Origin of the sequence: Spiractinospora alimapuensis (assembly GCF_018437505.1) — a bacterium.
In the GTDB taxonomy this organism is placed as follows: domain Bacteria; phylum Actinomycetota; class Actinomycetes; order Streptosporangiales; family Streptosporangiaceae; genus Spiractinospora; species Spiractinospora alimapuensis.
The window spans coordinates 5,838,503-5,864,354 of sequence record NZ_CP072467.1; the positions used below are offsets into that span (position 1 = coordinate 5,838,503).

Annotated in this window: 18 protein-coding genes and 6 pseudogenes; 15 read left to right on the top strand and 9 right to left on the bottom strand. The window is 69.6% G+C overall.

Annotated features, from left to right (window positions below; translation table 11 throughout):
* Positions 1–27 precede the first annotated feature (27 nt).
* From J4H86_RS27090 to thrC, 3 genes are read right to left on the bottom strand one after another with little or no spacing between them, the layout of a single operon-like run.
* The gene (locus J4H86_RS27090; RefSeq protein ID WP_236541133.1) at positions 28–1,536 is read right to left on the bottom strand and encodes a sodium:solute symporter family protein; all 1,509 of its coding nucleotides are present in this window, start codon (positions 1,534–1,536) and stop codon (positions 28–30) included.
* 24 nt (positions 1,537–1,560) lie between these two features.
* Positions 1,561–3,168 carry an N-acyl-D-amino-acid deacylase family protein gene (locus J4H86_RS27095; RefSeq protein ID WP_236541134.1) on the bottom strand — a complete coding sequence of 536 codons (1,608 nt, stop codon included), beginning with the start codon at positions 3,166–3,168 and terminating at the stop codon, positions 1,561–1,563.
* Positions 3,168–4,352, bottom strand: coding sequence for a threonine synthase (thrC, locus tag J4H86_RS27100; RefSeq protein ID WP_236541135.1), 1,185 nt, complete (start codon positions 4,350–4,352; stop codon positions 3,168–3,170). The genes J4H86_RS27095 and thrC overlap by 1 nt, the downstream gene beginning before the upstream one ends.
* Positions 4,353–4,601: 249 nt before the next feature.
* Here thrC and J4H86_RS27105 point away from each other — a divergent pair, with 249 nt between their 5' ends.
* The 4 genes from J4H86_RS27105 to J4H86_RS27120 all read left to right on the top strand — a co-directional run bounded on the left by J4H86_RS27105 (position 4,602) and on the right by J4H86_RS27120 (position 8,426).
* Positions 4,602–5,339: an IclR family transcriptional regulator gene (locus J4H86_RS27105; RefSeq protein ID WP_236541136.1), complete on the top strand. Its 738-nt coding sequence runs from the start codon at positions 4,602–4,604 to the stop codon at positions 5,337–5,339.
* Between the two features lie 913 nt (positions 5,340–6,252).
* On the top strand, positions 6,253–6,636 hold the full coding sequence (locus J4H86_RS27110; protein ID WP_236541137.1) for an Atu4866 domain-containing protein: 384 nt from the start codon (positions 6,253–6,255) through the stop codon (positions 6,634–6,636).
* An 816-nt stretch (positions 6,637–7,452) separates the two neighbouring features.
* Positions 7,453–7,950 (top strand): DUF5994 family protein, encoded by a 498-nt coding sequence (locus J4H86_RS27115; RefSeq protein ID WP_236541138.1) that lies wholly within the window; start codon positions 7,453–7,455, stop codon positions 7,948–7,950.
* A gap of 53 nt (positions 7,951–8,003) precedes the next feature.
* Positions 8,004–8,426, top strand: a complete 423-nt coding sequence (locus J4H86_RS27120) for an STAS domain-containing protein (RefSeq protein WP_236544196.1) — start codon at positions 8,004–8,006, stop codon at positions 8,424–8,426.
* Between the two features lie 369 nt (positions 8,427–8,795).
* Here J4H86_RS27120 and J4H86_RS27125 read toward each other — a convergent pair whose 3' ends face one another.
* Positions 8,796–9,611 (bottom strand): class I SAM-dependent methyltransferase, encoded by an 816-nt coding sequence (locus tag J4H86_RS27125; RefSeq protein ID WP_236541139.1) that lies wholly within the window; start codon positions 9,609–9,611, stop codon positions 8,796–8,798.
* Positions 9,612–9,678: 67 nt separating this feature from the next.
* Between J4H86_RS27125 and J4H86_RS27130 the strand changes: the two genes are divergently transcribed.
* Positions 9,679–10,164: a GbsR/MarR family transcriptional regulator gene (locus J4H86_RS27130; protein ID WP_236541140.1), complete on the top strand. Its 486-nt coding sequence runs from the start codon at positions 9,679–9,681 to the stop codon at positions 10,162–10,164.
* Between the two features lie 43 nt (positions 10,165–10,207).
* Here J4H86_RS27130 and J4H86_RS27135 read toward each other — a convergent pair whose 3' ends face one another.
* The 4 genes and pseudogenes from J4H86_RS27135 to J4H86_RS27150 form a co-directional block, all read right to left on the bottom strand.
* Positions 10,208–10,879, bottom strand: coding sequence for a poly-gamma-glutamate hydrolase family protein (locus J4H86_RS27135; protein ID WP_236541141.1), 672 nt, complete (start codon positions 10,877–10,879; stop codon positions 10,208–10,210).
* A 172-nt stretch (positions 10,880–11,051) separates the two neighbouring features.
* The gene (locus J4H86_RS27140) at positions 11,052–11,522 is read right to left on the bottom strand and encodes a hypothetical protein (RefSeq protein WP_236541142.1); all 471 of its coding nucleotides are present in this window, start codon (positions 11,520–11,522) and stop codon (positions 11,052–11,054) included.
* Positions 11,523–11,947: 425 nt separating this feature from the next.
* Positions 11,948–14,629: an ATP-binding protein gene (locus tag J4H86_RS27145; RefSeq protein ID WP_236541143.1), complete on the bottom strand. Its 2,682-nt coding sequence runs from the start codon at positions 14,627–14,629 to the stop codon at positions 11,948–11,950.
* Between the two features lie 182 nt (positions 14,630–14,811).
* Positions 14,812–15,689 (bottom strand): annotated as a pseudogene (locus tag J4H86_RS27150) (IS5 family transposase).
* Positions 15,690–15,806: 117 nt separating this feature from the next.
* Here J4H86_RS27150 and J4H86_RS27155 point away from each other — a divergent pair.
* Positions 15,807–16,681: pseudogene (locus tag J4H86_RS27155) on the top strand (IS5 family transposase).
* Here J4H86_RS27155 and J4H86_RS27160 read toward each other — a convergent pair.
* Positions 16,678–17,670 carry an IS481 family transposase gene (locus tag J4H86_RS27160; protein ID WP_236539480.1) on the bottom strand — a complete coding sequence of 331 codons (993 nt, stop codon included), beginning with the start codon at positions 17,668–17,670 and terminating at the stop codon, positions 16,678–16,680. The pseudogene J4H86_RS27155 and the gene J4H86_RS27160 sit on opposite strands and share 4 nt — an antisense overlap.
* A 319-nt stretch (positions 17,671–17,989) precedes the next feature.
* On the opposite strand from J4H86_RS27160, the pseudogene steA reads away from it, so the two are divergent.
* The 9 genes and pseudogenes from steA to J4H86_RS27190 all read left to right on the top strand — a co-directional run.
* Positions 17,990–19,152 (top strand): annotated as a pseudogene (gene steA / locus J4H86_RS27165) (putative cytokinetic ring protein SteA).
* The gene (locus J4H86_RS27315) at positions 19,149–19,652 is read left to right on the top strand and encodes a copper transporter (RefSeq protein ID WP_269134506.1); all 504 of its coding nucleotides are present in this window, start codon (positions 19,149–19,151) and stop codon (positions 19,650–19,652) included. Before steA ends, J4H86_RS27315 begins: the two are co-directional and overlap by 4 nt.
* Entirely contained in the window at positions 19,649–20,128 is a 480-nt protein-coding gene (locus J4H86_RS27320; protein ID WP_269134507.1) for a copper transporter, read from the top strand. Before J4H86_RS27315 ends, J4H86_RS27320 begins: the two co-directional genes overlap by 4 nt.
* 1,569 nt (positions 20,129–21,697) lie before the next feature.
* Positions 21,698–22,567, top strand: a complete 870-nt coding sequence (locus J4H86_RS27175) for a hypothetical protein (protein WP_236540955.1) — start codon at positions 21,698–21,700, stop codon at positions 22,565–22,567.
* A gap of 297 nt (positions 22,568–22,864) precedes the next feature.
* Positions 22,865–23,233, top strand: a pseudogene (locus J4H86_RS27325) (lipid II flippase MurJ); the annotation flags it as partial.
* 101 nt (positions 23,234–23,334) lie between these two features.
* Positions 23,335–24,195 (top strand): annotated as a pseudogene (locus tag J4H86_RS27330) (lipid II flippase MurJ); the annotation flags it as partial.
* A 106-nt stretch (positions 24,196–24,301) separates the two neighbouring features.
* Positions 24,302–24,847 carry a glycosyltransferase gene (locus tag J4H86_RS27525; protein WP_330932463.1) on the top strand — a complete coding sequence of 182 codons (546 nt, stop codon included), beginning with the start codon at positions 24,302–24,304 and terminating at the stop codon, positions 24,845–24,847.
* 14 nt (positions 24,848–24,861) lie between these two features.
* On the top strand, positions 24,862–25,416 hold the full coding sequence (locus J4H86_RS27530) for a glycosyltransferase family 4 protein (RefSeq protein WP_330932464.1): 555 nt from the start codon (positions 24,862–24,864) through the stop codon (positions 25,414–25,416).
* A 174-nt stretch (positions 25,417–25,590) separates the two neighbouring features.
* Positions 25,591–25,847 (top strand): annotated as a pseudogene (locus J4H86_RS27190) (TerC family protein); the annotation flags it as partial.
* Between the last annotated feature and the right edge of the window lie 5 nt (positions 25,848–25,852).

The window sequence follows — 25,852 nt, forward strand, 5'->3', positions numbered from 1 at the left end:
GGGGGCCACCCCCACCGTCCACCCCTCCTACACCTCGCGCTCCTCGGTTGGGGTGGATTCGCTGCGGCGCAGGTGGGTCCCGACCTCGAGCTCGGCCCGTTCGTCGGCGAGGATGCGCAGCGCCTCCGCGTCGCTGGTCTGCCGGCGTGGGGTCACCAGACTCACCACGACCCCGACGATGAGCGCCGCGGCGAGCGACGGGATCGCGGGGTTGCCCCAGAACTCGGTGAGAGGGGCGCTGAGATTGACGGTCATGGCCGCGACCGCGCCGCCGATGATCGCGCCCAGGCCTCCCTGCCACGTGGTGCGCCGCCAGAACTTTCCGAGCAACGCGGCCACGAGCAGGCCGGTGAGCACCGTCGAGATCATCGTCGTGATGTAGTCGATGATCGTCTCCGCCAGCAGGGCACCGCACAGGGCGAGTACCAGGACGGCGACCAGCGCGATCCGCGAGAGGAACACCATGTTCTCGGCCTTGGGAAGCCGGCCCGTGACCAGGTAGCTGATGTCGCGCAGGAAGATCGTGACGCCGGTGAGCGCTTCGGAGTCCCCGGACGACATGGTCGCCGAGAGTCCGGATACGAGGAGCAGCGCGCCGACCCAGAGCGGGAAGACCTCCGTCGCCAGGTAGGGGAACGCGAGGTCGGGGTTGTCCATCCCCGGGCTCAGGACCTGGGTGGAGAGGCCGACGATGGGAGGAGCGATCGCGAAGATCGCGAAGAGCACCCCGACCAACGCGAAACTCTGGCGCGCGGTCCGCGTGTTCTTCGCCGAGTAGATGCGCTGCCGGTGCGAGGGCGTGGCGAGCACTCCGACCGCGATGACCACGGCGAGCGAGATCGCCGGCACGAGACCGAACGCCTCGATGCCGAAGAAGGAGGTCGACGCCGCGGGTGCGCCGTCGTTGATGGCGCCGAAGCCACCGACCTTCACCAACGCGAGCACGGCGAGGATGGTGAATCCGAGGAACAGGATGGTTCCCTGCACCATGTCGGTGACCACGACCGCGAGATAACCGCCGATCACGGTGTAGAGGCCGAAACCGACCGCGACCACGACCTTGGCGAGAGCCATGTCCATACCGGTGAGGTAGGAGAGGTAAAGCGCTCCGCCGAGGATGTGCGCACCCAACCAGCCGATCGTGGCGAGGAACAGGACGATGGCGACGGTGCCCTTGATGACGCGGTTCGCTCCGTAGTAGAAGCTCATCTCCTCCGGGAAGGTCATGAAGCCGTGTTCACGAGCGTCGGCGAATAACCAGAGCAGCAGGAAGATGCCCACGGCCCCGCCCAGCCCGTAGAGCGCGCCGGCCCAGCCGTTCGTGTACGACAGGCTGACGGCACCGAGGCTGGATCCGGTGCCCACCAAGGTGGCCAGGGCGCTTCCGGTGACCATCGGGATGGTCAGTCGTCTTCCCGCGAGCAGGAAGTCTTCTCCGGTGCGGTTGCGGCGGGCGACCAGGATTCCCAGGCCGAGCATCAGTACGATCGTGGCCAAGAAGGCCATCAAATACACGGAGTTGGATTCGGCTGTCATGTTCGTGGGCCAACCTTCCGTTCGTCAGGCGATAGGGCTCTTCTCGATCGGTAGAAGTGAGCCCGCCGTGCTTTGGGTGGCGAGACCGTTCGTCATCGCGAAGGCGCCGTTGACGACAACGGCGTGAATGTGTTCGGGGAAGCGTCGCGGGTTCGCGAATGTCGCGTGGTCCTCGATGTGCTCGGGCGCCACGACGACCAGGTCAGCCGCGGCGCCCGAGCGGATGACGCCTCGTCCCGGAATTCCGAAGCGCTCGGCGGGCAGTGTGGCCATCCGGCGCGTGGCTTCCTCGAGAGAGAAGAGCCGACGCTCGCGGACGTATTCGGAGAGCACGCGGGCGAAGGTGCCGTACATTCTCGGGTGCGTATACGGCTGCTGAATGGGCAGGCCATCCGATCCGATGAGGGACCACGGCCAGGAGAGCGCCGCTGTGACATCCTCTTCGTCGATCTGGAACATGACGACGGTGATCTCGCCGCGTTCCTCACACATCAGTTGGCAGAGACACTCCGCCGCGTCGACGCCGCGATCGGCCGCGATCTCGGAGAGCAGGACGCCCTCGTAGTCCGCGTTCTCCGGCTGCCGGAAGCCGGACAACAGAACGCGGTGCGCGCCTAGCGCCAGGAAGTTGTTCTCCTGCCGTTGCCATGGGCGGTGCAGGCTCTCCACGATCCGGGACCGATCGGAGGGCGTGTCCAGCAAGGAGAGCAGCCCCCGCACCCCTTCGGCGAGCGTCCAGGTTGGAAACAGGGCCGCCGCGGTCGTGCTGCCCGCCGTGTAGGGGTAGACGTCGGCCGTGATGTCGATCCCCTCTGACCGCGCACCGTCGAGCACGTCTAGGACCTCGCGCATGCGACCCCTGTTGCGCGGCGAGACCACCTTGAGGTGGCTGAGCTGGACCCTGACTCCGCTCTGTCGTGCGATGTCGAGCAGTTCCCGCAGGGACCCGACGACGTCGTCGCCCTCGCTGCGGATGTGTGCCGCGAGTATCCGGTCGTGCGCGGCGACGACGCGCGCCAGCGCCACCAGCTCGGCGTGGTCGGCGACGTCGCCGGGGGCGTACATCAGCCCGAGCGACAGTCCGGCCGCGCCGTGGTCCAACGCCTCGTCCAGGTCACGAACGGCGCGTGCGAGTTCGTGGGTGTCCAGGGGGCGGCGGGCGTAGCCGACGATCGACGCGCGCAAGGCGCCGTGCGGCACCAGAGCCACGGCGTTCGTCCGCAACCCGCTCGTGCTCAGATGGTCCAGATATCCGGGGAAGTCCCGCCAGGGGACGCTCTCGGGAAAGTGACCGAGGATCGGACCGGAATGGGACGCCTGCGCGTGTGGGTCGACCGCGACCGGCGCGCAGCCGTGCCCGCAGTTGCCGACCACGTTCGTGGTCACTCCCTGCATGACCTTCGGTTCGACGCCGCCGGACCGCAGCAACGCCAGATCGTCATGGGCGTGTACGTCGACGAAACCCGGGAAGACCACCGCACCCGTGACGTCCATGGTCGGCATGTCGGGGCTGGGCGTGATGGCGGCGACGGCGCTGATCCGGCCGTCCTCCACCAACACGTCGGCCCGGCGGCGTGCCTTCCCCGTTCCGTCGATGACCTCGCCACCGTGCAGAAGCATCCGATCCGACATCAGACCGTCATTCCTTCCGCCGTCTCGGGAAGCGCCCCGAGGTGGTCGATCGCCTCGTCGGCGTCGGCGACCACGGGGTCGTCCGGCCCGGCCTCGGCGGACAACGTCTTGGCGCCGTTCCCGGTGAGCACGCACACGACGGTCTCGTCCGGACCGATCGTCCCCCGCGCCCGCTGCGTCCGGACGGCGACCAGATCGGCGGCGGCCCCCGACTCGATGAGCAGCCCCTCCCGGTGCGCGAGTTGGTCCACGGCCTCACCCGCCGCGGTATCGCTCACGGTCGCCATGACCCCGTTCGACTCGCGCACCAGCCGCAGGGTGTAGGTACCGTCGGCTGGATAGCCGCGCAACGGGTCGGATATCGCTGAGATCCGGGTCCGGACCTCCGGCCAGGGGACGACCTCCGTCGCGTCCCGGGCGAAGGCGTCGGCGATCGGCGCACAGCCCTCCGCCTGCACGCCGAGGATCCGTGGCAGCGCCGCGACCTCCCCCGAGTCCCGTAGCTCCCGGTAGGCGGTCACGATGCCGTGCACGAGCGGGCCCGCGCCGATCGGCACCACGATCCAGTCCGGGGTATCACCGAGCTGGTCCGCCAGTTCGTATCCGGCGCTCTTCAGCCCGGCGACGGCGACTGGATTGACGTATGTCGTGGTGAGGTTGATCCAGCCGAAGCGGTCAGCCAGCTCCCGTGCCGCACGAAAGGTGTTGCTGTAGTCGCCTCGTACCCGAAGCACCGTCGCGCCGTGTGCGCGGGCGATGGCGGCCTTACCGGGGGGAACCGCCTCCGGCGTCAGGACTACCGCGGGGAGTCCGGCGCGCGCCGCGTACGCGGCCGTCGATCCGGCCGCGTTACCGCTCGACGCGCACACCACGGCGCGTGCCCGCTGCCGCACGGCCTGCGCCACCCCCACCGCCGTCGCCCTGTCCTTGAAGGACCCCGACGGGTTCAGGTGATCGAGCTTGAGCATCAGGCGTTCGACGCCGCACCACTCCGCCGCCGCGGCCGCCGGCACGACCGGGGTCCCCCCTTCGCCCATGCTCAGCCACGCGGTGTCCGAGGTGACCGGCAACCGACCCGCGTATCTCCACATACCGGGCAGGTTCGTGGTGTGGGCGAGTGTGGGCGTCGCCGGAGGGAGAACGACCGGCCCACCGCAGTTCGCGCAGTAGTCCGGAAACGTCATTTCCTGGTCGCGCCCACACATGGCGCAAATTCCGACAGGCGTGCGCCATTCGGTCTGTGTCAACTCATTCCTCCACGCCGATTCGCGTACGGGCTGAGTGGTCGCACTGAACCACCGCATTGCTTGCATATATTGCAAGTAGGTTGCGTATAATGGGGGAAATCTAACGAGATTCTGATCGCGACGTCAAGGGGCCCGTTGGCGGGGGTCGGCCCGAACCTCGGCTGGACGGGCGGAAAGGATGGGCAGATGAGTGAGAGTCTTCGGCGTGGCCTCAAGGTCCTCGCGACGCTTTCCGACGAACCGGCGACCGCCAGCCAGGTCGCGGAGTCCCACCGGGTCAGCCTCTCGACGGCGGTGCGACTGCTGCAGCTCCTCGTCGAGGAAGGCTTCGCCCGGCGCGACGAGACCGGCAGGTATCACGTCGGGAGCAAGTTGCTCCAGGTCGCGTTCCACGCGGTGGCGGCGATGGATGTCCGTCAGGTCGCGGCGTCGAGTCTGCGTGCGCTCAACAGGAAGACCGGGCAGACGGTTCACCTCGGCTATTTCGAGAATCCGACGGTCATCTACGTGGACAAGTACGCGGGCAGCGCCCCGGTGCAGATGTACTCGCGGATCGGCATGCCCGCACCCCTGCACTGCACCGCGATGGGCAAGGCGGTCGCCGCGTTCCTACCGGCGGCCGAACGATCCGCGCTCGCCGCGGACCTCGACTACCCGGTGAGCACCGAGCGCACGATCACCAACGCGGAGGACTACCTGGACGAGTTGGACGCCGTCCGGCGGCAGGGATACGCGCTGAACCTCGGCGAACACGAGGAGGTCGTCTCCGCCGTCGCCGTCCCGATCAGGCAACCGGACGGGCGGGTGCAGTACGCGATCGACCTGGCCGTGCCGAACGTCGTCGTCAGTGAGGACGAGTTGCGGGCCTTCATCCCGCTGGTGCTCGAGGCCGTGGCGGACATCGAACGCGCCCTCGGGTACTGATTACTGCCGGGATACGTCATCAACACCTTGGATCGCTGGGGGCTCGGCTCCCAACCCGCGCGGGTGTCGGGCCGGGCGTGGGGGCACGGACGCCCTGCGACCACACCGCGTAGGTCCGGTGACGACTTTGGTGAGCACGATGACCGGCATTCTCACAGCGGAGGTGCGGTCGATGCTCGCGCGCACGTCGAGCATCGACAACTGCCCGGAGCGCCCGGCACTGCCCGGCAAGTATCCGGCGGATACCGGGTGGTCTGCGCGTTCCTAGGCTGGACGTGCCTAGGACGACGCCTCTCTGGACGGCGCTCTCGCCAGGATCGAGGATGGGACCCGGTCAGGGTTGGGAGCGCCGGACAACAGGTAGCGCGGCCCCGGTCCCGTCACCGAAGCGTGGTGTAGCGGATGGCCGAGCATGATGAGCCGTACATCGATGGCGTCCGGCGTGCCCCGCCTGAGCCGACGGCCCCCGGGTCGCACCGGGTGGCGATGATGTCGGCGGCGAGCAACACGCCGGCGGCCCTTAGCGGCGACACGAGTCGCCGCCGAAGGACAGTCGAACCGCAGGACTGTCGAGCGGAGCCGAACGGATGCGCACGCCATCCGCACCCGCGGCAACCGGCTGTAGGGTGCCGGCAACGGCCCCCACACACAAGGAGCACCGAGAACGTTGACATCCGCCCTGATCATCACAGGCGCCCGCGTACACAGCAGTCCCCAGCTGTCCGCACCAGGTGATTTGCGGGTGAGGGGCACACGGATCACCGGCGATGAGGGTCCGCGGGACTCGGCGCATCTGATCGACGCCACCGGTGCCTCGGTCGTGCCATTGCTTGTGAACACAGTCTTCGACGATGCTGAGCCGCCAGCCCCGTACTCCTTCGATCTGACTCCGGGCCGACCTGCGACCTTCGCAGTGATCAGAGGCAGGGTCAGCAGCCGGCGGATCACCGAGACGCTGGTCGTCCAGCCCCAGGATCTGATCGCCGTCGTCGTCGAGGGAGAACTCATTGCCCTCCACGGCACACCGACGCGCCCCTCGGGCACAGACGAGCTCGACTCCGACGACCCACGACTCGGCCAATGGACGGACGCCAGGCGCGACATGACGCAGTACCTGAGCGAGGACGGGCGGTACACCGAAACGCGCAACGGCCGCCGCGACGCCTACACCGGACGCTTCTGGCTCAACGCCGATCGCGTCACCTACCTCGACGACACCGGGTTCTGGGCGTTCGGTCAGTACCACCGCGGTGTCCTCCATCACGCCGGATACGTTCTTCGCCGATCACGCGTCTGAACGACTGACGTCCCTGGTAGTCACACGCCGGCAAGCGCCCGCCTCCACGAATGGAGCCGACTCTCCCGACGGTCCGCCGCGAAGCGGTTCGGCCTGGGTTCCGTACCCGCCGCGCCCAACGCGGCCTCGGCGCGGGCCTCCGACCTGTCGGGCCTGCCGCGCGCCGACATATCCAGTGCGGTGGCCTTTCCGAACTGAGACGAGGAAATCGACTACGCGATACGTCTGCTCGGCGAGGTGTCCAACGGCAGACCGCCGGGCTCGCCGCCGCTCTCCGCCGAGCCCTGGCGGGCAAAGGACACGAAAGCCGATCGCCTGAGACGCGACAGTGACGCGGGCCCAGGACTCGCCGGTGAGGACGACGGAGATGGTCTCGCTCCGGCTCCATCGCGTGGCCCTCGTACGCGGACAGCCTCCCACGCTGCTCGAGCACGCTCGCCACCTACTCCCATATCGCGGAGGTCAAGTGCTCGGGGACTTCGCCCATACCCCGTGCACGCCGCTCAATGCCTTGCTCTTTACCCCCGCGGGCGTAGGGTTGAGATATCTGGAGACGACGGCATTTCTGTTGGTGGGGATCGCTGCCACACCGGCCGTTCCGAAGGAGAGGTCGTGCCGATCTCATATCGCCGTCGAGTCTCGTTCCGCCGCATCGTGGCTGTTGAGACTCAGCCCCGTTGGCGCTGAGGTGATCCAGTCCTGGATCACCGGGCTACCTCGCCTTATGCGCAGGCTGTAGCCGTCATCCGCGCATCCCATCAACCCGGGACCGCACGCGGCGCGTGCGGCGTCTCGGGAGAACAGGAGCACCGCTCCATGCTGACTCCCACCCAACGCCGGCCCGTGGTCTCCGACACGCCGCCCTCGGTGCCCCGGTTGCTGCTGCAATCCTTGACAGCCCACCACGCCGTGCTCGACGGCGGCTGGTGGCCGCGGTGCAACGATCCCGTCGCCGAGCTACCCGGCCTCATCCTCGCCCTCGACGACTACCGGGGTCCCATCCACCACGTCATGCTGGGGGCGACCGGCTGGAAGAACCGGCCCCACCTGCTGGAAGTAGCCGGGCGCGCGATCCGGCTCGAATGGTTCACCTCCATGCCGGCTGACTCACTCGCCGCGATCAGCACCAACGGAGCCCGGGTCGACCTATTGGTCGTCCCACCCGGGGTGAACATGCCAACAGCGTGGGCCGCCATCGGACTGGCCGCCCAACACGCCAACATCACCCACGCAGCCGACCTGATCACCGCCGCCGAGCGCCTGCTGCTGGACCCCGACAACGCCGACTGGGCACCCGAAGGCGGGCGGCGATGACCCGCCGAGGCCGGGCCAGCGCCCCTCGTGCCCGTTCACGCGGGAAGCTGGGCATGGTGAGTGCGGCGCCCGCGCTCCGGTACGGCCAGATCGGCGCGGATGGCGGATCGTCCGTGCCCCGCGGCCCAACCATTTCCGTCGTCAGGCCGCATGGCGAAATCGACTGCGCCGTCACCCCCGCGTTACGCGAATACCTGTTCACCGCACTCCGACCAGGGATGGAACTGCTGGTCATCGACCTGTCAGAGATCACCTTCTGCGACGCGGCCGGGCTCGCCGTACTGGTCGGGACGCGCCACCGGGCCGACCGGCTCGGCGTCGAGCTGCGGATGGCCGGGCCCCGGGCGCAGATGCGCCGGATCCTGCGCATCACCGGACTGGACCGTGTCCTCACCATCTATCCCACACTCGCCCAGTCCCTTGCTGAGGGCACGCGCTACGCAGTCCCCCACCCAGGAACGATCCGACCACGGTGAGCATGGGGCTCGACACCGGTTACGCCCCCCGCCATCAGCCACCTCGCCCCAGCCGTCGACGTCCCCAGGCAGCCCGGGGGGAGCGGGGTGCCCGCTCCGTCGGGGGATTTTGTCACGGGCGATCGTGCCGTGCGAGCGCGGACGGTCTGTCCGATGGAAGTACGCGGGGACCCCAGAGCCATCCCTGGGGCCGGGACAGTGGAGTCCGACTCCCTTCATTTCGTTTCGCGGGGACGATGACATTTCAGTGGCTCCGCGGGAGAAGTTCGTCGACGAGGTGTGCCGCGGACCGGATCCCTCCCCGGAGTCCTGACGCCGGGTGCGGGCGTGTGGCAATCACCTGACGGGGCCGCTGGATCGAGCGCTCCGCTAGAACCGGAAGCGCACGATGCGCGTCGCTCGCGTCATTCCCGGGATCAGGTTCAGGAGGCGGTACGCGCGGCGGACGTTCGGGGGAGCCTTGGCCATCAGGACCGGCGCGTCGTACATCGGTGCTTCGTCGACGTACCTCAGCCGGGGATGGCAGTCGGCGAGCGTGGACGGATCGTCGAAGCCGCAGTGGATCCGGGTGCCATACTTACGGAGCGTGGGGTCCCACCTGGACATGCGCCATGCCCAGACCGGCGCCGTGTCGAACTGTAGCTGGCCGGTGGGGAACGCGTTGACCAGGCTGGTCAGTAGTCGCCGGAGATCGTCCTCGGTCAGGTACGGCACCAGTCCTTCAGCGATCATCAGCAACGGTCGGTCCCGGGGTACGGACTCCAACCAGGTCAGGTCGGTGACACTGGAGCTGATCAGGGTGTAGTGCTCGCGGGGCGGCAGGAAACGGTCCCGAAGCTCGATGACGCTCGGGTAGTCCAGGTCGTACCAGTCGACGGTGGAGGGCGGGTCGATCCGCTGAACCCGTGTGTCGAGGCCGCAGCCCAGGTGCAGTACCACCGTGTCGGGGTGGTCGGCGAGAAATCCACGGGCCCAGTCGTCGTGGGCCTTCGCGCGGACCACGGCTGCCAGGCCCATCTGACTGGTGCCGAACCCGCGGCTGTCGTACCCAGGGTCGAGGCGACGCATGACCCGCTCGGCGTGTCGGTCGCCGAGGATCGGATCCGGGAGTCGACAGTCCAGTGCTTTGGCCTTGAGGACGGGGCTGAGGGTCTGCTGTACTCCGAGGAGTTCGGTCTCCTTCATGGAAACGACACTACACTGAATTCACGAAATTCGTGAAATGATGGAATTGAGTGAGAAGGGGATTGCGATGACGCGGGCCGACGACGAGGGCGCCACCGCGGACTTCCGGGAACGGTTCGCACAGGTCATGGTCGAATCCGGGATGCCCCGGATGGCCGCGCGAGTGTACGCCGCGTTGCTGGTCACCGACTCCGGAAAGCTGTCCGCCGCCGAGCTCGCCGAGCGACTGGGCGTGGGCGCGCCAGCGATCTCCGGGGCCGTCAAATACCTGGTTCGGACACGTCTAGTCGAACGCGGCCGTGAACCCGGCACTCGGCACGACTTCTGCCGGATCCACGACCACACATGGAGCCACTACATCAGCAGCTCTGACCCGGTCCTGGTCCGGGTGCAGACCAGCGCCGAGGAGGGGGTAGCGATCCTGGGCCCCGACTCCCCCGCGGGGCGACGGTTGGACGAGACCCGTCGGTTCTTCGGGTTCATGCGCGAGGAGGTGAAGCGCTCGATGGCGAAGTGGCAACGGCTCCAAGCCGCCGCGCGCGAGCCCGACTGATCGGTCCGCCGGTACCGCAGGGCACGGTCAGGGACGAGGGTGGTCAGCGCTGGGCCGCGGCTCGTTCGACGGCGGCGGTGTAGTCGCGGAAGGTCTCGGTGGGTGAACCGTCGTCGAGGAAGGTGGCGCGTTGTGCGTGGGTGATCTCCAGTTGGACACCCGCGCCTCGGGCGTTGCGGTTGGCGATGTTGTCGGGGTCTTCGCCCGCGAGACCGTCGGGGATCGAGTCGGGCGCGTCGAAGCCCGAGGCGCGGAGTTCCGCGCGGACCGTGTCGCGCAGTTCGGTGTCGAGCCCACCGACGTAGGTGGTGGGGTGATCGCCGGCGGCCCCGTGCCAGGAGATCGTGTAGTCGGAGGCGGCGACGACCTCTAGGGTCATGGGTTCGTCGAAGCGGGTGGCGGTGATGTGCAGAACGCCGTTTCCGCTCCGCTTGATCCCCTCGAACGTGGCGAAGGCGTGGTCACCGGCCTGGGCGGCGTGGTCGGCGAGTTCGGTGGTGGGGGGTTCGATGCGGCCTCCGTGGATGGCGATGTGCGCGAGGTCGGTTCCGCCGGCGCGCGTGGTCCGCCGGTAGTCCACGCCCTCGGTCTCGTGGGCGGCGAGTTCGGCGTAGTTGGCGTAGGTGTCCTCCGCCCCCGCGGTCGCCGGTACCCCGGGGACCAGGGTGAAGGTGAGAAACGCGGTCGTGGCCACGGTCGCGGTCCTGGTGATCACCTTGGTCCGTCCTTCCCGTTGGGTCCGGTCGCGCACCACGTTACGTGGCGCCGCTCGGCTTCGCCCGGCGATCGCCCGCGCCGCGTGGCGCGTCCTCCCAACCGGGTCAGGAACCCACGATGAGGTCGGGCCCTGCCGAGTCAGTGCCGACGCGGCCCATGTCCGCCCCCGGTCAGTTCAGTGCCTCCAGCGTCGAGCCGACGACGACGAGCATGAGTACGCCCCAGGCGAGGCTGGATACCAGGTTCCAGGCCAGGACCGCGCGTCGGTCGAGACCGGCGGCGGCCATGATGAACGCGGTCAACGAGATCGCGAACACCGTTGGGGTGAGCAGGCTGGCGACCGGGACGCCCCACTTCTCGACGCGGGCCAGGATGCGCTCGCGTCGCTTGGAGCGCTCGACCCGGCTCTTGCCCGTTCGTATCCGTCCGGCCAGGGACACGGCCGCGGTCACGGCCAGCGCGTTGCCCGCCACCGCACCGCCCAGGGCGATGGGCCAGCCCATGCCGACCACGTAGCCGATCACGGAACCGAAGTAGCTCTCCAGAAACGGGATGGTTCCGATGACGAAAACGGCGACGAACTGAAGGACGGGATGTAGGTCGTCCACGAACTGCGCGATCGTGGCGATCAAGTCGTTCACGTCAAGGCCTCTCAACCGAGGGTGGTCCTGCACCCGGGCATAGGGGGCCGAGCGCACAATCGGGAAGGATTCCGATTGTGTCGGTACGGAGGTCTCGCGTGGTACCCACACCCATCACCACCCTGTGATGACAGTTGTCATGGACGGAGGTGGTGGTCACGGGTCGGACGACGAGGCGCCCGGTGGCGCGGGAGACGTGGTGGTCTTCGGCCTGGCCCAGGGAGTCGTTTTCGAAAACGCTTGAACACCCGCAGCAAGAAGACCCCCGACGGAGGTGGCGTGGCATTCAGAGTCCACTCACTCTGGCGACGATGGAGCACCGCCAATGACCACGTCATCGACGACCGGCAGGCTGGGTGACTCCACCGGCAAGAACGGAGCGCGAACGGGCGCGTCAGGGGGCGTGCCCGCGTCCCGTCCTTGGGTCAGGTGACGTCGGGTATGTCCCTGAGCTGCCTGCGGGAGGTGATTCCGAGTTTGCGGAAGATGTTGCGCAGGTGGGCGTCGATGGTTCGCGGGCTGAGGAACAGGCGGGCGGCCACTTCCTTGGTGGTGGCACCCGCCGCGACCTCACGGGCGATGTGCATCTCCTGCATGGTCAACTGGTCGTAGGTGTGTTCCGCCCGCCCGCGCACCACGGCACCGGTGGCCCGCAGCTCTCCAGCGGCCCGCTCGGCGAACGCCTCCATGCCGATCCGTGAGAACAGCTCGTGCGCGGCGTTCAACTGCTCCCGTGCGTCACGGCGGCGCCCCGCGCGACGGAGCCACTCCCCGTAGCGCAGACGCGCCCGGGCGAGATCCGGCTCCAGCCAGGTGTCGGCCAGGTACGCGACGGACGTACGGTAGTCGTCCTCCGAGCCATGGACCAACGCCCGGGCACCGGCGGCGACGCTGAGGCCGTACTGGGTTCCCGCGTGCGCCGCGCGTTCGGTCAGGGAGGCGAGCGCGGACTCCGCCACCGCACGCTCGCCGCACCGGACCGCCGCCTCGACCAGCTCCGGGAGCGCGAAGCCGGAGGTGAACAGCTCACCGCGTGCCCATGTACGCGACGCGGCGGCCAACGCCTCCGGATACTCCCCGAGAGCATTGTGCAACACGGCCGCCGCGCTGTCGGTGTTCGCCGCCAGCTGCCCGACGCCCCTGTTCCCCACCTCGGCGAACAGGTCGAGTGCCTCCTGCCGGCGGCCCCGCATCGTCACCAGGTGCACCTTGGCGTACAACTGCGGCACGTCGCCGAAGGCGTCGGCGATCGCCTCCTCCTCAGCGATCGCCGCCATCGCGCGACCGAAGTCACCGGCGAACGCGGCGGACAACGCGACCTGCGACAAGGAGAGGCGGATGGCCATCGGCGACCCCGTGTCCCGCGCAGTCGCCCCCAACCACTCGACGATGGTGGCGTAGAGGTCCATGTCCCACAGTTCACCCGCGAGCATCGTGGCCAACGCCGGGACCCGGGTCCATCCCTCGTTGTCACCGGTGAGAGCCTCACGCAGTACCGGAGCTCCGGCCCAGTGTCCTTCGGTGTGCAGTAACACCAGCCCGTCGAGGAGGTCAGGGGAGTGGGGAGCCGGTGGCACCGATCGCGCCGCCGCGAGGACGCGGTCCATCACCCCGGCGGCCTTGCCGACGACGAGGGCCATCTCCAGCGCCGAGACCACACACTCGCGCGCGCGTCGCGGATCGGTGGAGGTGAGCCGCCGAGCGGCGCGGAGCATGAAGTCGGGCCCGCTGTCCGCCCCGTCCGCACCAATGGACAGCGCGATCTGACCGCGCAACAGGTCGACGGTCGCGTGCTCAGCATCATTCAGGGCGTCGGCGTCGATGCTTGCCACCAGATCCGTCGCGGCGTTCGCGTCGCCCGCCTCGAGGGTGGCCCTCGCGGCGGAGAGCGTCCGTCGCGTTTGTGTGTCGGGGTCCAGTGAGAGAGCCGCCGCACGTTCGAGGAAGGCCGCGGCCGCCGCCGCCACACCGCCGCGCGCCTGGGCGCGCGAGGCCGACGCCTCCAGCCCCGCGGCCACGTGTTCGTCCGGCCCGGTCGTGGCCAGTGCGCGGTGCCACACCTGTCGGTCGGGGGCGACTCCTGGGTCGATCGTGTCGGCCAGGGCGCGGTGCGCCGTTCGACGCTGGGCCGCGTCGGCCGTGCGATAGACCGCCGAACGCGCCAGGGGGTGGCAGAATCGGGCCCGCGTGTCGAACCGCACCAGACCGGACGACTCCACGGCGGAGGACGCGGCGGGCACGTCGATGTCCAGCCGTTGGGCCGCCGCCCACACCAGTGTCGCGTCACCGGTGGGATCCGCGCTGGCGAGAACCAGCAACAGGCGCGCCTCGGGCGCGAGCTCGGCCGCTCTGGCGTGGAAGCTCCGCTCGATCCGGCTGGCGACCGGTGACGGTGTCGGAAGCGCGAACCCGCCGGCCTTCGGAAGCTCGATCAGGGCCAACGGGTTTCCGCGTGCCTCGGCGAGGATCCGATCCCGCACCCGGTCGTCGAGGGTCACGGTTCTCTCGGCCGCCAGGAGGGAGCGTGACTGCGCGTCGGTCAGGCCATCGAGCCTCAGTCCGGGCAGTTCGTCCAGCCCACGGACGGGTTCCTGGTCCCGGGCCGCGAACACCATCGCCACCGGTTCGGCCGAGACCCGTCGGGCCAGGAACGTCACCGCCCGAGCCGAGGCGTCGTCCATCCAGTGCGCGTCGTCGACGAGGCACAGAAGTGGACGTTCCGCCGCCGCGACGGCCATCAGGTCGAGGGCCGCGAGGCCGACCCGGAACGGATCCGGAACTCCCTCGGCGAGGCCGAACGCGACGCGCAGGGAGTCGTGATAGGGCGCCGACAGGGCCTCCAGGTGCCCCAACAGTGGCACACAGAGCTGGTGCAGCGTGGCGAACGGTAGCTCACCCTCGAACTCCGCCCCGGAGGCGCGGATGACCTGGAAGTCCTCCGACACCGCGCTCTCAACGTGACGCAGCAGTGTGCTCTTTCCGATTCCTGGCTCACCACGGACGACGAGCGCGCCGCCCGTACCCCGCCGTGCCGCGTCGGTCAGGGAGAAGAGAGAACTGATCTCGGTGTCCCGGCCAACAAGCGCGGGGACGGGACTCGCGGGCATGGAGAAAACCCTACTGGGGGACAGGAATCGTCGGGAACGTGGCGGTCGCGGCCCATCGGGGTGCGAGGAGGAGTCACCGCCCCGGTGTCATGGTCGGCACCTCCGACGGCCGCGGCTCGGCCACGGCCCGCACACGCAGGTCACCGACTCGGCGACGCCACCTACGGTGCGGCCGAACGCGTCTAGGTCGTGTTTTTTGAACGGGTGAGGTCGCGGAGCCAGATCCGGATGGAGGCGATTTGCGTGGTTCCGTCGTAGATCACGGCTCGTTTGTCGTATCTGGTCGCGACCGCTCGGTTTTGCTTGAGCAGGTTGATGGACCGTTCGACGGTGTTGCGGTTTCGGTAGGTGTCCCGGTCGAAGGTCGGGGGTCTGCCGCCTTTGGCTCCTTTGCGTTTGCGGTTGGCGCTTTGGTCGTGGGGTTGGGCGATGGTCGCCCGGATGCCTCGTCTGCGCAGGTGGGCCCGGATCGCTGATGAGGAGTAGGCCTTGTCGGCCAGCAGACGGTCTGGGCGAGTCCGTGAGCGGCCGGCGCCGCGCGGCAGCCGTAGCGCGGCCATCAGCGGCTCGAACATGCGGGTGTCACCGCGCTGGCCGGGGCTGGTGGCCAGGGCCAAGGGGCGGCGACGGTTGTCGGCGATCAGGTGAATCTTGGTGGTCAGTCCTCCCCGGGAGCGTCCCAGTGCTTCGGACCCGTCCGGTTCGTTCCGGGCCGCTCCCCCTTTTTTGTGGCGCCGGCGGCGTGGTGGTGGGCGCGCACGGTGGTGGAGTCGATGCCGACCTCGAGGGCCTCACCGGTGGCGGCGTCGATACGCAGCCGTTCGGCGATCCTGTCCCAGGTCCCGTCCAGTGACCAGCGGCGGTGCCGCCCGGCAGCGGTCTCCCAGGGCCCGTACCGCTCGGGCAGATCCCGCCAGGGGATCCCGGTGCGGGTTCTGAACAGGATCGCGTTGATGACCTTGCGGTGGTCGGCCCACCGCTTTCCTTTGTGGGGGTGGGCGGGCATGAGCGGGGCGAGCAAAGCCCATTCCTCGTCGGTGAGTTCATGGCGTCGAACCATGCCACCCAACACTTCCAGACCACCCACCCACCCCGCAGACCCTCCAAAAAACACGACCTAGGTTGTGTTTTGTGGTTCGGCTGTGGTTGTTGGTCGCGTGCTGTTAGTGATGGGTGTGTGGTTCGACGACACGAGATCACTGACCAAGCCTGGGAACACGTCCGACCGCTGCTTCCCATCAATCAGGGCCGAGGTGGGCGCTGGCACGATCATCGCAGGATGCTCAATGGCATGATCTACAAACTCGCTACCGGGTGTCCGTGGCGTGACCTGCCCGAACGCTACGGGCCTTGGCAAAGTGTCTACGGCCGTTACCGGCGCTGGGCCAACGACGGCACCATCAAGGCAATCCTTGAACACGTCCATGTCCGCCACGACGCCGTCGGCCGCATCGAATGGGAGGTCAGCATCGATTCCACCACCGTGCGGGCCCACCAACACGCGGCCGGGGCACGAAAAAAGGGACCGAGCACCGAACAAAGCAGGACCAAGCCCTCGGACGCTCCCGAGGCGGACTGACCACCAAAAGCCACCTGGCCACCGACGGGCGCGGACTCCCCCTGGCCATGGTCATCACCACGGGCAACACCAACGACTCCACAGTCTTCGCCCAGCTCATGAACACCATCCGCGTGCCCCGCCCCGGCCCAGGACGACCCCGCACCCGCCCCGAACGCGTCATCGCGGACAAGGCCTACTCCTCCAAAGCGATCCGACAGCTACTACGCAACCGCCGGATCGCCTGCACCATCCCCCAACGCAGCGACCAAAAAGCATGGCGACACCAACGAGGCTCCTACGGCGGACGCCCACCCGCCTTCGACCGCAGCGCCTACAAACGCCGTAACCTCGTCGAACGCTGCATCGCCAAACTCAAGCACTACCGAGCCATCGCAACCCGCTACGACAAACACGCCACCCACTACCAAGCCGGAATCACACTCATCAGCGCCCTACTCTGGCTCAACCACAACCCACAAAACACAACCTAGGTGTTCTGTCCTGTGAGGTTGGTGACGCGGGTGGTGGGTGGGCCGTTGATGGCGGTGTGGAAGCGGTGGTGATTGTAGTGGTGCAGCCATCCGGTGAATGCGTGGCGGCGTTGGGTCTCTGAGGTGTAGGGGCGGGCGTAGGCCCATTCGTCGGTCAGGGTGCGGTGGAAGCGTTCGACCTTGCCGTTGGTTTGGGGCCGGTAGGGGCGGGTGCGCTTGTGTGCGATCTGGGTCTGGGTCAGCGTTTCGCGCCACAGACCGGATCTGTAGCAGGACCCGTTGTCGGTCAGGACCCGCTCCACGGTGATGCCCACCGAGGCGAAGTAGGCCGCTGCGCGCTGCCAGAAGGCGGTGGCGGTCTCTTTGCGTTCGTCGGCCAGGATTTCGGTGTAGGCCAGGCGGGAGTGGTCGTCCAGGGCGGTGTGCAGGTAGCTGTGGCCGATCACCGGGGACCCGTTGCGTCGGGCGGTGGTGGCTGCCTGCTTGTTGCGTACTCCCGCGTGGCGGCCCACTGCGCGGTGGCCGCCGCCGTCGGGGATGGAGCCGAGTTTTTTGACGTCGACATGGACCAGTTCGCCGGGGCGGGCGCGTTCGTAGCGGCGCACGGTGCGGCCGGTGGCGCGGTCCAGGTGGGCCAGGCGAGCGCAGCCGTGGCGTGTGAGGATGCGGTGGACGGTAGAGGCGGGCATGTGCAGGTGCCCGGCGATACGGGCCGGTCCCCACTGGTTGAGGTGGCGGAGTTTGATGACGCGGCGCTGACGGCGGATGGAGGTGCGCCGGGGCGAGCGGGCGGGACGGCTGGAGGCATCGGTCATGGCGGCTGGGCCGCCGGTGCGGTAGCGCGCGGCCCAGCGCTGGGCGGTGGTGGCCGAGACCTGGAAGCGTTCAGCGGCCCGGCGCAGCGGCCATCCGTCCTCGACAATGCAGCGGGCCAATGCCAGGCGGCCAGCCGGTGCGAGCTTGGCGTTGGGATGGGTAGCGTGAGGCATCGAGGGCCTTCCGGTCCGGTGATGATGTCGCAATCCCCATCGATACCGGAGGCCCTCTTCGTATGCATCACGCGGGGTGGGTGTTACCAACCTCCATGGTCAGTACACCTAGGGCGCTGACGGGGGTTGTTTATCGCGTCAGAGCAGGTGGATGCGCACCCCCACCGGATGGATGTGGGCAACCCTGACGGGGGTGGCCGGCGCGGGGATGCCAATGTGACACGCCCACGCTTACGGTAATCATCGCAGGTCAGGTCGGAATCTGACAGCATCGCGAGCTGTGAAGGTACCAGCCGTCCTCGCAGCGCGGCTGCCGAGGATGCGCCGGAAGCCGAGCGAACCGGACCCGGCGAGCGGGATCGTGCGGTTGGACCAGCGGACCAAGAACCTCACCAAACGCCTGCGGCCCGGCGACATCGCCGTCATCGACCATGTGGACCTCGACCTCGTGAGCGCGGAGTCCCTGGTCGCGTGTGGCGTCAGCGCGGTCCTCAACGTGGCTCGCGGGATCAGCGGGCGCTATCCGAACCGAGGCCCCAGGTGTTGGTCGAGGCTGGGATCACGGTCGTGGACGACGTGCCGCCCGACGTGTTCACCCTGGTCCAGGAGGGGGAACGGCTCTCGGTTCGTGACGGCGGGCTACTCCGGGACGGCGTCCTCGTGTGCCAGGGGACACCGCAGGACACGGAGTCGGTCGCGGCCGCGATGGCGGAGGCGCGCGCCGGAGTGTCGGCGCAGTTGGAGTCCTTCGCGCTGAACACCATGGAGTACATCCGCCGTGAACGCGATCTGCTCGTCGACGACGCCCGCGTGCCCGACGTCGCCACCCACATCCGAGGGCGTCACGCGCTCATCGTCGTTCGCGGGTACCACTACCGGGAGGACCTCGCCGCGCTGCGCCCCTACATCCGGGAGTTCCGCCCCGCCATCCTCGGAGTGGACGGCGGAGCCGACGCCTTGGTCGACGCCGGGTACCGACCCGATCTCATCATCGGTGACTTCGACTCGATCTCCGACGCCACGCTGACCTGCGGCGCGGAACTCGTCGTGCACGCCTACCCCGACGGGCGCGCCCCCGGCCTGGAACGGATCCACGACCTCGGCCACGGCGCCACGGTGTTCCCTGTGCTCGGTACCAGTGAGGACGCCGCCATGCTGCTCGCCGACGGCCACGGCGCCGCTCTGATCGTCACGGTCGGCACGCACGCCACCCTGGCGGAGTTCCTGGACAAGGGCCGGTCCGGGATGTCCAGCACCTTCCTGACCCGGCTGCGCGTCGGCGGGAAACTCGTGGACGCGAAGGGGGTGAGTCGGCTCTACCGGAGTCGTATCTCCCCCTGGTCCCTACTGGGGCTCGTCGCCGCCGCCCTCGTCGCGATCGTCGCCGGCGCGTTCAGCTCACCCGCGGGCCAGTTCTACATGACCCGAATCGCCGCCCAGTGGGAAGTGTTCTACTACTGGCTGACGGGACTGTTCACGTGATCGACTTTCGGTATCACCTGGTCTCCCTCGTCGGCGTCTTTCTCGCCCTGACGGTCGGCATCGTGTTGGGCAGCACCATGCTGCAGGATCCCCTGCTCGACCGGCTCAACGCCGACGCCGCGCAGATGCGGGACGAGGCCGAGGAGCTACGCGCGGAGAAGGACGCCGCCGACCGGCGCTACGCCGGCGTCACCGCACTCGTCGCGGCCTGGTCCGGCGACATGGTGGCCGACCAACTGGACGACGAACGCGTCGTCATCGTCGAGGCGCCGGGAGTGGACGCGACCACCCGCGACCAACTGGCCGATCAGGTCACCGCCGCCGGTGCGACGATGACGGGTCGCGTCTCGTTCACCGAGCGCTACCTCGACCCGGCGGAGGCGCCCCACGTTCGCGACCTCACCGACGACCTCGTGAGCGAGCCTGAGCTCGATTCCCCCGAACTCCCTCGGGCGGTGCCTACGAGCGGGCGGCCGTCCTGCTGGCATCCGTCCTGTTGACGGCGCCCGAGGACGCCGACGAGCGTTCCGCCCGGGAAACCGTCCTGGACGGCTTCCACGACGGTGGCCTGCTCGGCTACGGAGGCCAACCCGCCCGGGGCGCCGACCTCGCGCTCTTCCTCGGTCCCGAGGGGATGGGAACACCAGCGGACTCCACGAATCCCGACGACCCCGACGCGGGATACGCCCCCATTCTCGCCCTGGCGGAGGCCGCGGACGCGACCGGAGACGGCACGGTGATCGCCGGCGCTCCCGAATCCGCCCAGGAATCCGGTCTCGTGGCCCACGCCCGTGCCGCCGGCGACGCCATCACCACCGTCGACATCGCGGGCGATCCCGCCGGCGACATCGTCACCGTGTACGCCCTGGCCGGCGCGGCCCACGGGAACGTCGGCCACTACGGCATCGGCCCCGGCAGTGACGACTACCTCCCCGACCCCGTCCCCCCGGCCCCCGACGAGGAGGACGACGAGTGATCGCCACGTCCGGAGCCGCGCGGGGCCACGCTCCCGCGTCGTCGCCCCACACCTTCCCCGCGGGGGCACCTGGTCGGGAGACCTCGGCCCGCGGGGCTCCTCGCCGCGGTGCCGGATACGTCGGTGCCGCGCGGGGAATGATGAGGATCGGTCCGACCCCCTCGCACCGGGCTGGCGGAGAGGGTGTGGGGGAAGCCGGATGGGCGACATGGGCGACACGTGGAGGCGCGGCACGACCGAGGCGCCGTCCGCACCTCCTGGACACGCGGAGGGGGACGTTCGGGGATCAGCCCCGCTGCGGGAGAGCGCCGTGAACGCCCTGACGGGTGCGGCGGGCGCTCGGTGGCGCGACCGGCCCACGACGGCGACGATCACCGATCAACCGGCCGGAGAGCCGGAGCGTGGTCCGCTGACGACCGGCGCGGCCTGTCGCCTCGCTCGCTCAGGCGGCGCTCTCGCGTCAAGTACTCCTCCCTTGGTCCGGTCGTCCGTTCGGGTGGGGGCGGGTCGGGGGCGCGATCGGTATCGGTGGGCTGGGGGAGCGCGCGTGAGGTCGCGTTCGGCTTCGCGAGGGCGGAGATTGCCCGGTGCGGCCGTCGTGCTGGCGACCGGGATGACCGGGGCCGTCGTCACGTGGATTGTGGATCGGCGGGCGGGTCGGAGTGCGGGGGTGTGGTCCTTCGGTGATCGATGGGGCCCGTGGATTCGTTCTCTCCGATGGTGCCCACGTGTGGAGGACTTCACCGTTGGCCATGCTGTCGCTTCGAGTCGGCGTCGGTGGGTGTGGTGTGAGGACGCGTTCGACTCCGCGGGGGCGGAGACTGCCCGGCATCGCCGCCGTCACCTGGATCGGGTACCGGTCGACGGGTCGGGGGCGGGGCGTTCCCTTTCGGTGACCGATGGGGCCCGTCGCTTCGCCCGCCCATGCGGCGCTCGCGCGCCAAGCACTCCGCCACCGGTCCCGCCGTTGCGGCGTGTGGGCGTCGGTGGGTGTGGTCGGGGATGCGTGACGCGGCGGGCCGTGGACGGGACCGGTCCCGGTGGGTCGGGGGAGTGCGTGTGAGTGCGCGTTCGACTTCGTCGGGGCGGAGACCTCTCGGCATGGCCGCCGTACTGGGTACCGGGGGCGACGGGGGCCGTCCTCACGTGGATCGGTTGTCGGCCGACGGGTCGGACGGCGGGGGTGTGGTCTTTTGGTGACCGATGGGGCTGATGGCTTCGCTCACTCGGGTGGTGCCCACGTGTGGAGGACTTCACCGTCGGCCGGGCTGTCGCTTCGAGTCGGTGTCGGTGGATGTGGTGGGGGGACGTGTTCGGCCGCGCGGGGGCGGAGGCCCCCTGGCCGCGGGCATCACGTGGATCGGGTGCCGGCCGACGGGTCGGAGGGCGGGGGTGAGGTTTTGGTGACCGACGCGGCCCCTCACTTCGCCCGCTCGGGCGGCGCTCGCGCGTCAAGTACTCCACTACTGGCCGGCCGTGGCGGCGAGCGGGCGTCGGTGGGTGTGGTCGGGGATGCGTGACGAGGCGGGCCGTGGACGGGACCGGTCCCGGTGGGGCGGGGGAGTGCGCGTGAGGGCGCGTTCGGCTTCGCGGGGGCGGAGGTCTCCCGGTGCGGCCGCCGTGCTGGCGACCGGGGTGACGGGGGCCGTCGTCACATGGATCGGGTACCGGGGGACGGAACGGATTCTCGGGGAGCGCTGGCGGCGGGAGAACTTCCAGGGAGTCCAGGTGACGTTGGCCGAGGGGACGGCGTTGAGCCTCGGAGCGTGTGTGGGGGCCGCCTGCGCCCCTGGTGTCCCGGGGCGGGCGCGACTCGCGGGAGTCCTCGCCGCCGGGTCCGCTGCGGTGTTGGGGGCCTACGACGACGCCGTTGGTGGTCGGGGTGCGCGCGGGTTCCGGGGACACCTCAAGGCACTGCGTGAGGGACGACTCACCTCCGGAACGGTCAAGCTCTTCGGGATCGCCGCCGGGAGTCTGGGTGCCGCGGCCCTGGTCTCCACGAGACCGCGCGACGTCGCGGTCAACACGATCCTGATCGCGGGCAGCGCCAACCTCGTCAACCTGCTCGACCTGCGTCCCGGACGCGCGGCCAAGGCCGCCCTCCTGATGGGAGCCCCGACACTGCCCGGCGAAGGCGCCGCCTTCTCCGCCGCCGCCCTGGGACCGGTACTGGCCGTCCTGCCCGCCGACCTCCACGAGGACGGAATGCTCGGGGACGGCGGAGCCAACACCATCGGCGCCCTCCTCGGTCTCTCCTACGCTGTCGGCGGAACCTCACGGACCCGCGCCGTGAGTGCCGCGTCTCTCGTCGTCCTGACCGTGGCCAGCGAAGCCGTCAGTTTCTCCCGCGTCATCGACGCGGTCCCGCCGCTGCGTTGGCTGGACCGTCTGGGCCGTGGCGCGGAGGCGGGACCGGAGACCGACGCGCGGCGCCCATGACACGGCGCCGACTCGCAGCCATCACCGGAGGAGTGGCGGGCGCGGCGGCGCTGATCGCGGTCGTCACCGCCGCCGCGCGCGTCGCCGGGTTCGGGCGCGTCGTCGTGTTCTCCCAGACCGTCGGCGACACCTGCCTGGGTACCGCCTACCTGACCGCGAACCAGATCCCCACGATCCTCTTCGAGGTCGTCGTCGGCGGCGCGGTGGCCGGCATGGTCGTGCCGATCCTGGCGGGGACCGGTGCGGCGCGGCGACACCGAGGCGGTCCGTCGCATCTCCGCCGCCGTGGTCACGTGGGTGCTCCTGGTCAGCACCGGTCTCGCCGTCTTGCTCGCCCTCGTCTCCGCCCCGCTCGTCGCCCTCCTCATCGGCGACATCGATGGCTGTGGCGGACTCGGCGAGGTGGTCCTGCCCCTGACGGCTCGTTTCCTCCTGATGTTCACGCCCCAGATCGTCTTCTACGGTCTGGCCGCGGCCCTCTACGCGGTCCTGCAGGCCCACCGCCGCTTCCTCGGCCCCGCACTGGCCCCCCTCCTGTCGAGCCTCGTGGTGATGGGCGTCTACGTCGCCTTCGTCCCGCTCGGAGGCGGCTACGTCAATGACCTCGCCCACCTTCCACTCAGTGCGGAGCTCACCCTGGCGCTGGGCACGACGGCCGGCGTCGTCGCCCTGTTCCTCACCGCACTGGCACCGGCGCTGCGCCTACGGGTCGGACTGTTCCGACCCACCCTGCGCTTTCCGCCCGGGGTCGCGGCGCGCGCGCGGGCGCTCTCGCGTTCGCCGCCCTCCTCCCACCGGCGGGCATGCAGCTCACCCAGTTGCTCGCGATCGCCCTCGCCAACCGAGGTGGCGGCCCCGGCGCACTCGCCCTGTACAACTACGCCTGGGCCCTGTTCACCCTGCCCTACGGCGTCGTGGCGATCCCCATCGCGCTCAGCGCCTTCACGACCCTCTCCGAGCACCACGACCTCGGCGACACGACCGCCTATCGTCGGCTCGTCGCCGGCGCGGCGAGATCCGTGCTGGTCACCGCCGCCGCTGCCGCCGTCGCGTTGGCCGCCGCCGCCCGCCCCCTGGGCGGCTTCCTCGCCCACGACCAGGGAACGGCGGGGGCCGAGCTCACCTGGGCGATCATCACCTTCGCCCCGGGCATCGTCGTCTTCGGTCTCGTGGCCCTGTACAGCAGGGCGTTGTACGCCGCCCATCACGGGCGACAGGCCGCGGTGGCGCAGCTCGCCGGGTGGGCGATCGTGATGACCACCGCGGTGGCGCTCGTCGCCGCGGTGCCCTCGACCTGGGCGGTCGCGGCGCTCGGTGCGGCGACGTCTCTCGGGCTGGGTGTGGCCTGTGTGGCGTTGATGGTGTCCGTGGTCCGCCTGCGGGGGAGTGAGTGTCTTAGGGGGATGATCCGTTCGGCCGTCGCGGTGCTGGTGGCCACCCCGCCCGCGTTCGCCTGTGGGGCGTTCGTCGCGGGGGAGCTACTCCGGCCGGGCGCCGCGGCCCAGGCCGGCGCCGCGGTACTGGCGGGAGTCGTCGCGATCCTGGTGTTCGCCTTGGTGACGGCGCTGGTCGACCGGGACGCCGGACGCTTCGCCCTCCGCGCGGTCCTCCGTCGGGCCACGCCCTGACGCGAAGGCGGGAGGCGATACGTGGAACAGGAACCGGCGACGGTGAGCGTCACCCAGGAGCGAGCGACGGACGGAGGGTGGCGGTACGGCGGAGGAGTGGGGAGCGATGCGGATCGCGCTGGTCGTCGGGTCGAGCACCGGCGGCGTGGGCGCACACGTGCGTGGCCTGGTCGCGGGTCTCGTCTCGCGGGGGCACCTGACCACCGTGGTCGCTCCGGCCCAGGTCGAGGAGCTGTTCGACTTCGCCGGCGCGGGCGCCACGGTCGTGCGGGTCGAGATCGGGGACCGGCCGCACCCCCTGCGCGACCTCGGTGCGGCGCTGCGCCTTCGCCGGGCCCTGTCGGGGAAGATGGACGTCGTCCACGCTCACGGTCTGCGCGCGGGGGGCGCGTCGGCACTGGCGCGGCTGTCACCGCTCGCCGTCACGGTTCACAACGCGCCACCGGAGGTGCGCGGACCTCTCCGGGGCGCCTACCCGGCCCTGGAGGCGTTGGTCGCGCGGCGCGCCGAAGCCGTCCTCGGCGTCTCGGTCGACCTCGAACGCCGCATGCGCGACCGGGGGGCACGCCGGGTCGTGTCCGCGACCGTCGCCGCGCCACAGGCCCCGAACCGTCGCGGGACCGTCGTTCGGTCCGTCGGGAACTGGGCGTAGCCGAACACGAACCCTTGATCCTCACCGTCGCCCGGCTCGCCCCCCAGAAGGGGCTCGACACCCTGCTGGACGCCAGCCGCCGGTGGGCGCGCCGGACGTCCGTCCCCCGCGTCGCCGTCGCGGGCGAGGGGCCACTGCGCGCGGAACTCCAGGAGCGCGTCGACGCCGAACGACTCCCGGTGCGTCTGGTGGGACACCGGGACGACATCGCCGACCTGATGGCCGCGGCCGACGTGTTCGTGTTGCCGAGCCTGTGGGAGGGACCGTCACTGGTGATGATGGAGGCGATGCGGGCGGCCCTGCCCGCGGTCGCCACCCGGGTCGGGGGAATCCCCGAGCGCTACGCGAACGCGAGCCTGCTCGTCCCTCCTCGCGACGCCGGGGCTCTGGCCACCCGCGGTGGACCGGGTCCTGGACGACGCTCCGACTTCGCCAACCGACTCCGGGCGGCCGCCGCTATGAAAGCGGTCACACTTCCGACGGAGTCCGACGCCGTGGCCCAGCTCGAGGCGTTGTATGCCGAACTGGCGACAGATCGTGGTTTCCCGCCGCGCCAAAGCACGGTATGAAGGAGACAGACAACTGAACAGGAGGGAGTATCCCCCCGCGGCGGAATCGTCAGCACGGCTCCTAGGGGCCCGGTTCCCGTCGGTCCTCGCGTGAGCGTGGGCGGGAGAGACCTCCGGAAGTAGGCAGTCCGCGTCCCATGGCGCGGACCAATGCTGCGACCGGAGGTTTCGACAGTGGATGTTCCTTTCTGGGTGTGGGCCGTCACCATCGGCGGCATCATCCTCATTCTCGCGTCGGTGTCGGGATCGTCGGCGGTCCCACCGTGGCAGGGGAGTACTTCGCGGGTTCCTGACCGAGAAGAGCCTCAGCGTCGACAACCTGTTCATCTTCTACCTCATCATCACCGGGTTACGCCGGTACACGTCAGTACCGGCACGAGGTGCTCCTCGTCGGCATCGTGGTCGCCCTGATCATGCGCGGCATCTTCATCTGGAT

Excerpts from the sequence above, each read along its gene's own strand:
- J4H86_RS27090 (WP_236541133.1), bottom strand. The coding sequence starts at position 1,536 with ATGACAGCCGAATCCAACTCCGTGTATTTGATGGCCTTCTTGGCCACG.
- J4H86_RS27095 (WP_236541134.1), bottom strand. The coding sequence starts at position 3,168 with ATGTCGGATCGGATGCTTCTGCACGGTGGCGAGGTCATCGACGGAACG.
- thrC (WP_236541135.1), bottom strand. The coding sequence starts at position 4,352 with ATGACGTTTCCGGACTACTGCGCGAACTGCGGTGGGCCGGTCGTTCTC.
- J4H86_RS27105 (WP_236541136.1), top strand. The coding sequence starts at position 4,602 with ATGAGTGAGAGTCTTCGGCGTGGCCTCAAGGTCCTCGCGACGCTTTCC.
- J4H86_RS27115 (WP_236541138.1), top strand. The coding sequence starts at position 7,453 with ATGCTGACTCCCACCCAACGCCGGCCCGTGGTCTCCGACACGCCGCCC.
- J4H86_RS27120 (WP_236544196.1), top strand. The coding sequence starts at position 8,004 with ATGGTGAGTGCGGCGCCCGCGCTCCGGTACGGCCAGATCGGCGCGGAT.
- J4H86_RS27125 (WP_236541139.1), bottom strand. The coding sequence starts at position 9,611 with ATGAAGGAGACCGAACTCCTCGGAGTACAGCAGACCCTCAGCCCCGTC.
- J4H86_RS27130 (WP_236541140.1), top strand. The coding sequence starts at position 9,679 with ATGACGCGGGCCGACGACGAGGGCGCCACCGCGGACTTCCGGGAACGG.
- J4H86_RS27145 (WP_236541143.1), bottom strand. The coding sequence starts at position 14,629 with ATGCCCGCGAGTCCCGTCCCCGCGCTTGTTGGCCGGGACACCGAGATC.
- J4H86_RS27160 (WP_236539480.1), bottom strand. The coding sequence starts at position 17,670 with ATGCCTCACGCTACCCATCCCAACGCCAAGCTCGCACCGGCTGGCCGC.
- J4H86_RS27525 (WP_330932463.1), top strand. The coding sequence starts at position 24,302 with ATGCGGATCGCGCTGGTCGTCGGGTCGAGCACCGGCGGCGTGGGCGCA.